Source organism: Pseudonocardia sp. McavD-2-B, from assembly GCF_024124365.1.
GTDB classification, from domain to species: domain Bacteria; phylum Actinomycetota; class Actinomycetes; order Mycobacteriales; family Pseudonocardiaceae; genus Pseudonocardia; species Pseudonocardia alni.
Genome location: NZ_JAMXSG010000159.1, coordinates 1 through 13220, shown reverse-complemented (window position 1 = coordinate 13220; position 13220 = coordinate 1). Strand labels below are relative to the sequence as shown.

Below are 13220 nucleotides of genomic sequence, written 5' to 3'. Positions count from 1 at the left end.
ACCGCCGGCCCGGAGGCGGGGGCCTGCCCGGCGCAGCGGCAGCCGCCGGTGGGTCCCCACGGCGTCGGCTCCTGCCGGACCCGGGCCAGCAGCACGTCGCGCTCGGCGTCGGACACCGGGCCGTGCGCGAGCCGCCGGTCCAGCGCGGTCATCCGGCCCAGCACCGCCGGGTCCCCGATCTTGACCCGGCGCCCGCCCGCCAGCTGGGACAGCATCGCCGGGCTCAGCCCGACCGCGGCGGCGAGGCGGGCCTGGGTGATGCCGAGACCGGTCGTGAGCCGGCGGATGCGCTCGTCGAGGGGCTCGCCGTAGATCGCGCTCTGGCGGTCGCGGTTACGCGCGATCTCCTGCGCCACCGGGTCCGCGGTGCGGGGGTCGTCCATGCCGCACAGCCTCGGCGACCACGCGGTGCGGGCGTGGACGTTCGGCCCCGGCAGGGGGTTTTCACCTAACCCGGCGCCCCGTCGGGTCCGGTCGCGTCGCCGGCCGCGGTGAGGATCTCGCGGCAGGTCGCGACGTCGCGACCCATCTGCGCGACGAGCGCCTCGATGCCGTCGTAGTGCTCCTGGCCGCGCAGCCGCTCGACGAACTCGACGCCGACCTCGTGGCCGTAGAAGTTCTCGTCGACGTCGAGCACGTAGACCTCGACGGTGCGCACCCGCCCGGAGAACGTGGGGTTGGTCCCCACCGAGACGGCGCCCATCAGGCGGCGGTCGCTGATGCGGAACCAGCCCGCGTAGACGCCGTCGGCGGGGATCGCCGTGTGCGGTGGGCTGGCGACGTTCGCCGTCGGATAGCCCAGGTCACGGCCACGCTTGTGGCCGTGCACGATCACGCCGTCCACCCGGTGCCAGCGGCCCAGCGCGTGCGCGGCGTCGCGGACGGCCCCGGCGTCGATGCAGGACCGGATGTAGGTGGAGGAGAAGGTCACGTCGTGGTCGGAGACGAGGTCGAGGGCCTCGCAGGCGAACCCGAAGCGACGGCCCAGCTCGGCGAGGGTCCCGACGTCGCCCTCGGCCCGGTGGCCGAAGGTGAAGTTGCTGCCCACGACGACGACGGCCGCGTGCAGCCGGTCCACCAGCACCTCGTGCGCGAACCCGGCGGGGGCCATCCGGGACAGCGCCTCGGTGAACGGGATGACGCAGAAGACGTCCGCGCCCGCCTCGGCCACGAGCTCCGCCCGCCGGTCGAGTGTGGACAGCCGCGCCGGGTGCGTGCCCGGCCGGATCAGCTCGGCCGGGTGCGGGTCGAACGTCACGACGACGGCGGGCAGGCCGCGCTCGTGCGCCCGTTCCACCGCGCGGGCGATCAGCTGCCGGTGTCCCCGGTGCACCCCGTCGAACACGCCGACGGTGACGACGCACCGGCCCCAGCCGGGCGGAACCGCCTCCAGACCACGCCACCGCTGCACGGCCGCGAGCCTAGGCGAACCGGGTGGGATCCCGCGCAGCGGGCGACCGCGGCCGGTCGGGGGGGTCAGCCGGCCGGAGCGAGCACGACGACCGGGCGGGCGGCGGCGCCGCGATCGGCCATCAGGGCCAGCGCGGCGCCGTCCGGGGCGAACACACCGTAGGTGCCCTCGATCCCGGCCGCGGGCAGCGACTTGCCGAACCGCACGTCGGTGGCGGCGGAGGCGTCGAGGTCGACGCGGGGGAACGCCGTCGCGACGGCCGCGGCGAGGTCCAGCGACAGACCCGGGTCGTCGGCGAGCTGCTCGACGGTGCGCGCGTGCTCCAGGGTGAACGGTCCGACCCGGGTGCGCCGCAGCGCGGTCAGGTGCCCGGCGGAGCCCAGCGCGGCGCCGAGGTCGCGGGCGAGCGCGCGGACGTAGGTGCCCGAGGAGCAGTCGACGGCGACGTCCAGATCGCACCACGCCCCCTCGCGGCGCACCGCGAGCAGCTCGAAGGCGGACACGGTGACCGGGCGGGCCGGGATCTCGACGGTCTCGCCGTCGCGGACCCGCTGGTAGGCGCGCTTCCCGTCGATCTTGACCGCGGAGACCGCGCTGGGGACCTGCATGATCTCGCCCGTCAGCGCGGCCGTCGCGGCCCGGAGAGCGGCGTCGTCGGCATCGACCGGGACGGGCTCGCCGATGGGCGTGCCCTCGGCGTCGTCGGTGTCGGTGGCCTGCCCGAGGCGCACGGTGGCGGTGTAGGCCTTGGTGTCCAGCGACAGGTGCCCGAGCAGCTTGGTGGCCCGCTCGATGCCGACGACCAGCACCCCGGTCGCCATCGGGTCCAGCGTCCCGGCGTGGCCGACCTTGCGGGTGCCCATGATCCGGCGGAGCTTCCCGACGACGTCGTGACTGGTCGGGCCCCGGTCCTTGTCGACGATCACGAGTCCGGGCGGCGGGGGCGGGTTGCGTGCGGGCACGCCGGGACGCTAACGCGCCAGCCGGTACCCGACTCCACGGACCGTCACCACGACGTCGCGGGAGCCCAGCTTCGACCGCAGCGACGCCACGTGCGCCTCCAGCGTGCGTGCCGCGGAGGCGTCGGCGATCCCCCACACCTGCTCCAGCAACTCGGTACGCGGCAGCACCGCACCCTCGCGGCGGGCGAGCGCGGCGAGCAGGTCGAACTCCTTGCGGGTCAGCGCGACCTCGGCGCCGCCCGCGGTCACCGCGCGCCGGTCGAGGTCGACGACGACGTCGCCGACGCTCACCGTCGCGGCCACCGCCGAGCCGGTGGCACGACGCAGGACGGCCTCGATCCGGGCGACGAGCTCCTCGGTGGAGACCGGCTTGACCAGGTAGTCGTCGGCGCCCGAGCGCAGGCCCTGCACCCGCGCCGCGACGTCGCCGCGGCCGGTGATCGCCAGGATCGGCACCCGGGACCGCTCCCGGATCTCCCGACAGACACCGATGCCGTCGCGGTCGGGCAGGCCCATGTCGAGCAGCACCACGTCGGGCTCCCGCTCCGCGACGGCCGCGATGGCCGCGGACCCGCTGGTCACGAGGTCGGTCGGGTAGCCCTGGCGGACCAGGCTGCGCCGCAGGGCGTCGCCGAGGATCGCGTCGTCCTCGACCAGCAGCACCCGCACGCCACCCACCCTAGCCACGCTTTCCTCAAAGCTTCCTCAAGCCCGGTGTCCCCGCGGTTGCCCCACGACACGACCCGACCCCATCGTTTCCCCACCGCACACGTCGAGGAGGACGGACATGGCCGAGGTCGCCAACGCAGACGGCTCGTCCGGGACGGGGTCCACCACCCCCACCCGGACCAAGAAGAAGGTCTACACCCAGCTCTGGTTCTGGGTCATCGTCGGCATCGTCTCCGGGATCCTGGTGGGCTTCCTCGCCCCCGGGTTCGCCAAGGAGACCAAGTGGCTGGCCGACACGTTCGTCCAGATGATCAAGGTCATCATCGGCCCGGTCATCTTCTGCACCGTGGTCGTCGGCATCGCCTCGCTGGGCAACCTGGCCCGCGCCGGCGGTCTCGCCGCCCGGGCGCTGGGCTACTTCCTGGTCATGACCGTCATCGCGCTGACGATGGGGCTCGTCGCGGGCAACGTGTTCCAGCCGGGCGCCGGATTCACCGGCCAGCCGAGCGCGTCCGACCTCGCGAAGGCCACCGACCAGGCCGCGACCGGCAGTCAGGAGTCGGGTGTCATCCCGTTCATCCAGGACTCGCTGCTCCCGCACAGCTTCTTCGGCCCGTTCGTCGAGAACTCGGTGCTGCAGGTCCTGGTGCTGGCGATCCTGTCGGCCTGCGCCATCTCCTCGCTGAACCCGGCCCTGCGCAGCCGCCTGGTCGGCGGCATCGAGGGCATCGCCCAGGTCATCTTCGGCATCATCAAGATCATCATGTGGGCCGCACCGGTCGCCGCGTTCGGCGGCATGGCCTACACCGTCGGCCAGATGGGCGGCGGGTCGCTGGTCAACCTGCTCAAGCTGATGGCCGTGTTCTGGGGCACCTGCGCGGTGTTCGTGGTCGTCGTCCTCGGCGCGGTCTCCTGGGCCGCCGGGTTCAACGTCTTCAAGGTCATCCGGCTGATCAAGGACGAGCTGCTGATCATCGTCGGCACCTCGTCGTCGGAGTCGGTGCTCCCCCGCTTCCTCACGAAGCTCCAGTCCGCCGGTGCGTCGAAGCAGACCGTCGGCATGGTCATCCCGACCGGCTACTCGTTCAACCTCGACGGCACCTGCATCTACCTGACCCTGGGTGCGCTGTTCATCATCCAGGCCGGGGGCGAGGTCCTGCCGATCGGCGCGCAGATCGCGCTGGCCGTGCTCATGGTGCTGACCTCGAAGGGCGCCGCCGGTGTCACCGGCGCCGGGCTGGTCACCCTGGCCGCGTCGCTGCAGGCCTTCGGCGGGGAGTTCTTCACCCCCGAGGCCATCGTCGTCGGCCTCGCGCTGATCGTCGGCATCGACCGCATGATGTCCGAGGGCCGGGCGCTGACCAACGCGATCGGCAACGTCGTCGCCACCCTGGTCGTCGCCCGCTGGAACGGCGAGCTCGACCGTGAGCGGCTCGCCGCGGTGCTCGACGACCCGACGCTGGTCGAGGCCGACATGGAGGCCGCGCACGGTGGCGGGGCCGCGGACGCCGAGATCGACGAGGCCGCCGACGGCGCCGCGAAGCCGGACGCCGACGAGTCCCGTCGCGAGAAGGTCGGCGCGGGCTCCTGACCGGGCACGTCCTCCTCCCATGACCGTCGCACCCCCGCGGACCCCCGAGGCCCGCGGGGGTGTCGACGTCCCGGCCGGTGCACGGGTCCCACTGCCGCCCCCGCGGTGGCAGGCTGGGCCCGTGCGCCGGCCGCTCCGTTCCTCCCCGCCGCTGCGCCGCTCGCGGCTGGTGCGGCGGCTGTTCCTGCTGCAGGTCGTCACCGTGCTGCTGACCGTCGGCGGGCTCGCCGCGCTCGGCGGCTACGGGGCGAGCCGCCTGGAGCACGACGCCGCGGGCCGGCTCACCACCGGGATCGCGCTGTCGCTCGCCTCGGACCCCGAGGTCGTCGACGCCGTCCGCGACGGCGGCGGTCTCGCCGCCCTCTCCGCCCGCCTCCAGCCCATCGCCGAGCGGGTCCGGCGGGCCACCACCACCGGCTTCATCGTCGTGATGTCCCCGCAGGGCATCCGCTACAGCCACTACAACCCCGACGAGATCGGGCTGCCCTACCAGGGCAACATCGCCCCCGCGCTGGCCGGGCGGACCTCGACCGAGGTCTACACCGGCACCCTCGGGCCCTCGGTCCGCACTGTCACCCCGGTCCTGGTCGACGGCCGGATCGCCGCCGTCGTGTCCGTCGGCGTGCTGCAGACCCGGATCAGCGACCTCGCCCTGCGCTCGCTGCCCGGGATCGTCGCGGCCGCCGCGGGGGCGGTGCTCGTCGGCTCGGGGCTGGCGGTGCTGCTGGCCCGGCGGCTGCGCCGCCAGACCCTGGGGCTGGAGCCCGAGGACATCACCGCCGCCTACACCCACCACGAGGCGGTGCTGCACGCCGTCGGCGAGGGGCTGCTGGTCGTCGACGGCGACGGGCGGCTCGTCGTCGTCAACGCCGAGGCCCGGCGGCTGCTCGGCCTGCCCGGCCACGACTCCCCCGACGACCCCGCCGTACCGGGGCGGCCGCTCGCAGGCCTCGGCATGGACCCCGCCGTCGCCGCCGTGCTCACGAGCGGGCTGCGCTCGGACCTGCGCGACCGGGCCGCCCTGGCCGGGGAGCGGGTGCTGCTGGTCAACAGCAGGCACGCCGGGCCGGCCGCGGGCCCGGGGACGCGGGTGTTCACGCTGCGCGACCGCACCGAGCTGGCCGGGGTGCTGCGCGAGCGCGACGAGGCCCGCGACACCGTCGCCGCGCTGTCCGGCCAGGCCCACGAGTTCGGCAACCGGATGCAGACCGTCCTGACCCTGATCGAGCTCGGCGACACCGCCGACGCCGCGAAGGCCGGGACCGCCGCGCTCGACCGCACCCGCGGCCCCGCCGCGCAGGTCGTGGCCGCGGTCTACGACCCGGTCCTCGCCGCGCTGCTCGCGGACAAGGCGTGGCAGGCCGCCGAGCAGGACGTCACCCTGACCGTCACCGACACCTGCGACCCCGACGTCCTGCCGGACCTGCGGCTGCCGTTCGCCGCGGACGACCTGGTCTCGCTGGCCGGGAACCTCGTCGACAACGCGATCGAGGTGGTCGCCGGGCGCACCGGGGAGCGGTCGGTCGCGGTGGTGCTGAGCACCGCTCCGGACGGCCGCGAGCTGCGGCTGGAGGTCGCCGACAGCGGTCCCGGCGTGCCCGAGGACACCGCCCGCGAGCTGTTCACCTTCGGGTTCAGCACCCGGGCCACGCGCGGCGGCCGCCCCCGCGGCATCGGGCTGGCCCTGGTCGACCGGATCGCCCGCCGCCTCGGCGGGTCGGTGACGGTCGGTACCCGCGACGACGGCAGCGGCGCCGTGTTCACCGTGCGGCTGCCGCTCCCGGCAGGGTCCCCCGGGGACGACGGGAACACCGGGTCGCCGGAGGACCCCGGGGCGCCGCTCCACCGGCCGGGTGCCGCCGTCCACCGTTCGGAGACCCCGGCCACCGACCGGGGCTGAACCCCGCCGCCACCACCGGGCCCCAGGCGCGCCGGGGAGGAACGCCGCGCGGGACATGGCTCGGTGCCCCGTCCCGGAACCGCCGAGTGGCACGTCATGCACCTCCGGACCTCGTCACCGGGTGCCTGGTGTGCCGCTCGGCCGCCCGGGCTCCGTCGACGGGCCACGCGCGTCAGGCCCGGACCTCCCCCGGGACCGCCCAGCGCCCCGACCGCGCCCGCAGCCCCACCGCGACCAGGCGCACCACCATGAACGCGGCGAGCCCGGTCCAGATCCCGGCCAGTCCCCACCCGAACAGCAGCGACAGCCAGATCATCGGCAGGAACCCGCCGAGCGCGGCGAGCAGCGTCGTGGTGCGCAGGAAGGCCGCGTCACCGGCGCCGAGCAGCACGCCGTCCAGGGCGAACACCACCCCGGCGATCGGCTGCAGCGCGGTGAAGAACCACCACGCCGCGGGGATCGCCGCGAGGACCGCCGCGTCGCGGGTGAACACCGGCGGCAGGACGGGGTAGAGCGCGGCGAACAGCACGCCGAACCCGCAGCCGAGCACGAGGCCGTAGCGGGTGACCCGGGCGGCGAGCGACCGCGCCGGTCCGGTGTCCGCACGGTCACGGTCCGCACCGTGTCCGCCGTCCGCGCCACCCAGGGCGGCCCCGACCAGCGACTGCGCCGCGATCGCGACCGCATCGAGCACGAGGGACTGGAACACCCACAGCTGCAGCACGATCTGGTGCGCGGCGACGGACTCGGACCCGAACCGGGCGGCGACCGCCGTCGCGGACAGGAAGCAGGCCTGGAACCCCAGCGACCGCACGATCAGGTCGCGGCCCATCGTCGCCTGCGAACGGAGCACCGCGGCGTCCGGGGCGAAGCGGACCGGGTCACCGGCGGGCGCGCGCCGTCGTTCGACGACCAGCGCCCGCAGGAACAGCGACGCCGCGACGGCCTGCCCCGCGACGTTGGCGATCGCCGAGCCCTCCAGCCCCCAGCCCGCCCAGTCCCCCGCCCCGTGCACCAGCAGCGGACAGAGCAGCGCGGACAGCAGGTTGCCGCCGATCACGATCCACATCGGGCGACGGGTGTCCTGCACCCCGCGCATCCAGCCGTTGCCGGCCAGCGTCACCAGGACCAGCGGGGCGCCGAACAGCGCGATCCGCAGCCACGACACCGCGCCCTCGGCGATCACCGGGTCCCCGGCGAGCAGCCCCGCCAGCGGTGCCGCGGCGAGCTGTCCGAGCACGACGACCAGCAGCCCGACGCCCAGCGCCAGCCAGGTCGCCTGCACACCCTCCGCCACCGCGGCCGATCGGCGCCCGGCACCGTAGAACCGGGCCGCGCGCGCCGTCGTCCCGTAGGACAGGAACGTCAGCTGGGTCGTGACCTGCGCGAACAGCACCGCCGCGACGGCGAGCGAGGCCAGCGGCAGCCCACCCAGCCGTCCGACGACGGCCGTGTCGACCAGCAGGAACAGCGGCTCGGCCGCCAGCACCGGGAGCGCGGGCAGGGCGAGCCGGAGGATGTCACGGGGCCCGCCCGCGATGGGGGCGGGCCGGGTCACCGACGAGGACGACGGCAGAGGAAGCAGAACGCGGGCGGCAGGTTGCGCCACACCGTTCGGGTCATCACGACCTCGTCGAACGTGTCGTGCAGGGCCGCCTTGAACCGCCGCGCCGAGGGCATCGGCAGGGTGTGGGAGTAGGCGAACGTCGCGAACGCACCGGTCTCCCCCACCGCCCCGACGACCTGGTCGAGGATCTCCTGCTGCATCGTCCGGTCGAACAGCGACCAGGGCAGCCCGGAGATCACCGCGTCGACCGAGGTGATGTCGCGCTCGGCGAGCAGCGCCCCCAGCTTGCGGGCGTCGCCGTTCACGACCTCGACGCCCGGGTGCCGGCTGCGCAGGTAGTCCGCCATCCGCGGGTCCAGCTCGACGGCCAGGTGCCGCCCCTCCGGGGACAGCCGGCGCGCGACCTGCGCGGTCACCGCCCCGGTACCCGGCCCCAGCTCCACGACGACCGGCGCGCCGTGACCCGGCGCGATACGGGCCAGCTTCGCCGACAGCCGCGGCGAGCTCGGCCATACCGCACCCACCTGGGCCGGGTTGCGCAGCCAGGCCCGGAGGAACTCCGGCCACCCGCTGGGCTCGTTGCCGTGACTGTCGTCGCCCCCGCGGGCCGCAGCGGGCTCGGATCGCACCGCTCACCTCCTGGTCTCGCGGGACACGCTACGTGCCCCGGTGCTGCGACACCGGACCGCCCCGAGGTCCATCCGATCGTGGTGTCGCGGCGATGTACCCCGGATGAACCCGATCAACCGGGCACGTGCTCAGCGGGCCAGCTCCGCCCGGAGCAGCTCCAGGAGCTCGTCGCGGGTACCGGAGCGCTCGAACCCGGCGGCACCGGTGTGCCCGCCGCCGCCGAGCGTCGTCGCCACCCGGGACAGGTCCGGGGACCCGTTGCCGCGCAGCGACACCGACCACTCCCCCGGTGCCGTCTCGGTCAGCAGCGCCGCCACCCCGCCCCCGGCCGCGGCCTGCAGCGGCCCGACCAGGGCGACCGTGCGGTCACGGAACCGGGTCGCGGTCGCCACGTCGACGGCGGCCCACACCAGGTCCGCCCCCGCCGCGACGCCCTCCTCCCGGTGGGCCCCGGCCAGCACCGTGGCCTGTGCGGCGAGCCAGGCGAACGGCACCGGACCGCCGATGTCCCGCAGCAGCGGAGCGGGCTCGACACCGGCGTCGACGAGCTCGGCGCCCAGCCGGAGCGCATCCGCACCACCACGCCGGAAACCGCCGGTGTCGGTGTAGAGCCCCGCGAACAGGGACCGGGCGAGGACCGCGTCCAGCGGGACGCCCAGCTCGGCGAGCACCGCCCGGACGAGAGTCACCGTCGCCGGGGCGCCCGGGTCGACGAGGTACCGGTCCGTGAACGCCACGAACGACGCGTGGTGGTCCACCGCCAGCGACGACCCGGACGTGTCCAGCACCGGCTCCAGGTCTCCCAGCCGGGGGGACGACGAGATGTCGCAGCAGACCAGCAGGTCCGGCGCGCGCGGCGCGTCCACCGAGGCGACGACCAGCCCGGCGGGGTCGAGGGTGTCGACCAGCCCGGCGGGCACCGGGTCCGGCCCGCCGAACGACACGGTGACCGGGATCCCCGCGCGGTGCAGCGCCGTGGCCAGGGCCAGGGCACTGCCCGCGGCGTCCGCGTCGGGCCGGACGTGCCCGACCACGAGCACGTCACGGGCCCGGCGCAGCACTGCCGCTGCCCCGGCCGGGTCGACCGGACCGGGACCCGGGACGGTCTCGTGCGCGCCGCCGGTCACTCGGCGTCGGTCTCCCGCGGGGCCTTGTACGGGTCCGCGTCCCCCGCCGGCGACGCCGTGGCCGCCAGCCGGGCCACCTCCTCGTCGGAGGCGCGGGTGCGGGCCAGCAGCTCCTCCATCCGGCGGGCCGTGTCCGGCACCGCGTCCAGCACGAACGCGAGGCTCGGCGTGTGCCGCACCCCGGTCTGCTGTCCCACCCTGCTGCGGAGCACCCCGCTCGCGCTCTGCAGCGCGGCGGCTGCCCCCGCGGTGTCCGGCTCCTCCTCCAGCGAGGCACCCATGACCGTGTAGAACACGGTCGCCTCGCGCAGGTCGCCGGTGACACGGGTGTCGGTGATCGTCACCATCGCCAGCCGCGGATCCTTCACCTCGTGCTCGAGGGCCTCCGCGACGATCTGCGAGATCCGCTTCGCGAGCTTGCGCGCGCGGGCCTGGTCGACCATGTCCTGCTCCTTCCAGCGGGTCGTGCGAGCCCGAGTCTAGGCACGGGTCGCGGGGTCACGCCGCGTTCGATTCTCGGTCCTGCCGGTTCGTCCCCCGACCGCCGGGACGCGGTGCCGCTGCGTCGTCTCCCGACCGCCGGGACGCGGTGCCGCTGCGTCCGTCCCCCGACCGCCGGGACTCAGTCGTCGTCGGGGCCGAACAGCCGGGTCCGGGCCGACAACAGCTCCAGCTCGGGGCGGGCGGCCACCAGCCGCTCGCACCGCTCCAGCAGGGCACGGACGTGCCCCGCGTCGGCGGCGACACAGCTCACCCCGATCAGCGCACGCCGGTGCAGGTCCAGATGGCCCGCCTCGGCCGCCGCCACCTCGAACCGGCGCAGCTCGGCCAGCAGCGGACGCACCGCCGAGCGCTTCTGCTTCAGCGACCGGACGTCGCCGAGCAGCACGTCACACTCCAGGGAGCCGACGTACACACACACCTCCGCTGACGCCGACGGGGCGGCCGGTGACCGGCCGCCCCGTCGGAGCGCGTTCGTCAGCCGCTAGTCGCGCGGCTTCTCCCGCATCTCGAACGTCTCGATGACGTCGTCGACCTTGATGTCGCCGTAGGTACCGAGCGTCAGACCGCACTCGAAGCCCTCGCGGACCTCGACCACGTCGTCCTTGAACCGGCGCAGCGAGGAGATCGGGAGGTTCTCGTGGATCACCTTCGAGTCGCGCAGCAGGCGCGCCCGGGCGTTCCGGCGGATCTCCCCACTCATCACCAGGCAACCGGCGATCGTGCCGAACTTCGAGGACTTGAAGACCTCGCGGACCTCCGCGCGGCCCAGCTCGACCTCCTCGTACTCCGGCTTGAGCATGCCCTTGAGGGCCGCCTCGATCTCGTCGATCGCCTGGTAGATCACCGAGTAGTAGCGGATCTCGACGCCCTCGCGGTTGGCCAGCTCCGTGGCCTTGCCCTCGGCACGGACGTTGAAGCCCATGACGATGACGTTGTCCGCGATGGCGAGGTTGATGTCGCCCTCGGTGATACCGCCGACGCCGCGGTGGATGACCCGCAGCTCGACCTCCTCACCCACGTCCAGCTTCATCAGGGCTTCCTCGAGCGCCTCGACGGTGCCCGAGTTGTCACCCTTGATGATCAGGTTGAGGGTGTTGGTCTCCTTCAGCGCGGCGTCCAGGTCCTCCAGGCTGACGCGCTTGCGACGGCTCGCCAGCTCGGCGTTCCGCTCGCGGGCACGCCGCCGGTCGGCGATCTGGCGCGCGACCCGGTCCTCGTCGACGACGAGGAACGTGTCGCCCGCACCCGGCACCGACGTCAGACCGATGACCTGCACCGGACGCGACGGGAGCGCCTCGGTGACGTCCTGGCCGTGCTCGTCGACCATGCGCCGGACGCGCCCGGAGGCGTCGCCGGCCACGACCGAGTCGCCGACCCGGAGCGTGCCGCGCTGGACCAGCACCGTGGCCACCGGGCCGCGACCGCGGTCGAGGTGACCCTCGATGGTGACGCCCTGCGCCTCCATCTCGGGGTTGGCCCGCAGGTCGAGGGCCGCGTCGGCGGTCAGCAGGATCGCCTCGAGCAGGGCCTCGATGTTCGTGCCCTGCTTCGCGGAGATGTCGACGAACATGGTGTCGCCGCCGTACTCCTCGGCCACCAGGTTGTACTCGGTGAGCTGCTGACGGATCTTCTGCGGGTTCGCACCCTCGACGTCGATCTTGTTGACCGCCACGACGATCGGCAGACCGGCCGCCTGGGCGTGGTTGATCGACTCGACGGTCTGCGGCATCACACCGTCGTCCGCCGCCACCACGATGACCGCGATGTCGGTGGACTTGGCACCACGGGCACGCATGGCGGTGAACGCCTCGTGACCCGGGGTGTCGATGAACGTGATGAGCCGCTCCTCGCCCTCGAGCTCGGCCGCGACCTGGTAGGCGCCGATGTGCTGGGTGATGCCACCGGCCTCGCCCTCGCGGACGTTCGCCTTGCGGACCGTGTCCAGCAGTCGCGTCTTACCGTGGTCGACGTGACCCATGACGGTCACGACCGGCGGACGCGCCTCGAGCGCGTCCTCGTCGCCCGGGTCACCGAACTCGATGTCGAACGACTCCAGCAGCGCACGGTCCTCCTCCTCGGGGGAGACGACCTGCACGCGGTAGTTCATCTCCTGGCCGAGCAGCTCCAGGATCTCGTCCGAGACCGACGCGGTGGCCGTGACCATCTCACCGAGGTGGAACAACACCTGCACCAGCGAGGCCGGGTTGGCGTTGATCTTCTCGGCGAAGTCGGTCAGCGACGCGCCACGCGGCAGCCGGACGGTCTCGCCGTTGCCCTTCGGCAGGCGGACGCCGCCCACCGAGGGAGCAGCCATGGCGTCGTACTCCTGGCGCTTCTGCCGCTTCGACTTGCGACCCCTGCGGGCCGGTCCGCCGGGACGGCCGAAGGCACCCGCGGCACCGCCGCGGCCACCGGGACGACCGCCGCCACCGGGACGACCACGGAATCCACCGGCCGGGGGCGGACCACCGGGGCCGCCGCCACCGGGACGGAAACCGCCGCCACCGCCACCGGGACGACCGCCACCGGGGCCACCACGGCCACCGCCGGGGCCACCACGACCGCCGCCGGGGCCACCACGGCCACCGGCACCGGCGCCGGGACGCCCGGCAGCCGGACGCGCGGGCATCATGCCCGGGTTCGGCCGCGGAGGCATGTTGCCCGGGTTCGGACGGGGACCGCCCGAACCCGGAGCGCCGCCCGGACGGGGCGGACGCGGCGGGGCCTCACCGGAACGCGCGGCCGGAGCCTCGGGACGGCCGCCGCCCTGCTGGCCGCCACCGCCCTGCTGGGGCTGCGGCGGGCCGGGACGCGGGCCCGGCTTGGGCGAACCCTGGCCGACGCCGAACGGGTTGTTGC

Annotated in this window: 11 protein-coding genes and 1 pseudogene; 2 read left to right on the top strand and 10 right to left on the bottom strand. The window is 74.5% G+C overall.

Annotation, left to right across the window (positions count from 1 at the left end; all coding sequences use genetic code 11):
• The 4 genes and pseudogenes from NH602_RS19630 to NH602_RS19615 form a co-directional block, all read right to left on the bottom strand.
• A pseudogene (locus NH602_RS19630) lies at positions 1-383 on the bottom strand (hypothetical protein); the annotation flags it as partial.
• A 65-nt stretch (positions 384-448) separates the two neighbouring features.
• A complete protein-coding gene (locus NH602_RS19625) occupies positions 449-1411 on the bottom strand; it encodes a bifunctional riboflavin kinase/FAD synthetase (protein WP_253068570.1) in 963 nt (320 codons plus the stop codon).
• Between the two features lie 65 nt (positions 1412-1476).
• The gene (gene truB, locus NH602_RS19620) at positions 1477-2373 is read right to left on the bottom strand and encodes a tRNA pseudouridine(55) synthase TruB (protein ID WP_253068569.1); all 897 of its coding nucleotides are present in this window, start codon (positions 2371-2373) and stop codon (positions 1477-1479) included.
• Between the two features lie 9 nt (positions 2374-2382).
• On the bottom strand, positions 2383-3042 hold the full coding sequence (locus NH602_RS19615; protein ID WP_253068568.1) for a response regulator transcription factor: 660 nt from the start codon (positions 3040-3042) through the stop codon (positions 2383-2385).
• A 118-nt stretch (positions 3043-3160) separates the two neighbouring features.
• Here NH602_RS19615 and NH602_RS19610 point away from each other — a divergent pair, with 118 nt between their 5' ends.
• Positions 3161-4633, top strand: coding sequence for a cation:dicarboxylate symporter family transporter (locus NH602_RS19610; protein WP_179760696.1), 1473 nt, complete (start codon positions 3161-3163; stop codon positions 4631-4633).
• A 121-nt stretch (positions 4634-4754) separates the two neighbouring features.
• On the top strand, positions 4755-6533 hold the full coding sequence (locus NH602_RS19605; protein ID WP_253068567.1) for an ATP-binding protein: 1779 nt from the start codon (positions 4755-4757) through the stop codon (positions 6531-6533).
• 172 nt (positions 6534-6705) lie between these two features.
• Here NH602_RS19605 and NH602_RS19600 read toward each other — a convergent pair whose 3' ends face one another.
• The 6 genes from NH602_RS19600 to infB form a co-directional block, all read right to left on the bottom strand.
• Positions 6706-8091: an MATE family efflux transporter gene (locus NH602_RS19600; protein WP_253068566.1), complete on the bottom strand. Its 1386-nt coding sequence runs from the start codon at positions 8089-8091 to the stop codon at positions 6706-6708.
• On the bottom strand, positions 8088-8729 hold the full coding sequence (locus NH602_RS19595; RefSeq protein ID WP_374210215.1) for a class I SAM-dependent methyltransferase: 642 nt from the start codon (positions 8727-8729) through the stop codon (positions 8088-8090). The genes NH602_RS19600 and NH602_RS19595 overlap by 4 nt, the downstream gene beginning before the upstream one ends.
• Before the next feature lie 129 nt (positions 8730-8858).
• Positions 8859-9857 (bottom strand): bifunctional oligoribonuclease/PAP phosphatase NrnA, encoded by a 999-nt coding sequence (locus NH602_RS19590; protein ID WP_179760698.1) that lies wholly within the window; start codon positions 9855-9857, stop codon positions 8859-8861.
• Positions 9854-10300 carry a 30S ribosome-binding factor RbfA gene (rbfA, locus tag NH602_RS19585; protein ID WP_062401126.1) on the bottom strand — a complete coding sequence of 149 codons (447 nt, stop codon included), beginning with the start codon at positions 10298-10300 and terminating at the stop codon, positions 9854-9856. The genes NH602_RS19590 and rbfA overlap by 4 nt, the downstream gene beginning before the upstream one ends.
• A gap of 179 nt (positions 10301-10479) precedes the next feature.
• The gene (locus NH602_RS19580) at positions 10480-10773 is read right to left on the bottom strand and encodes a DUF503 domain-containing protein (RefSeq protein WP_062401124.1); all 294 of its coding nucleotides are present in this window, start codon (positions 10771-10773) and stop codon (positions 10480-10482) included.
• A 69-nt stretch (positions 10774-10842) separates the two neighbouring features.
• Positions 10843-13220, bottom strand: a 2378-nt coding sequence (gene infB, locus NH602_RS19575; RefSeq protein ID WP_253068565.1) for a translation initiation factor IF-2, incomplete at its 5' end; no start/stop codon positions are given.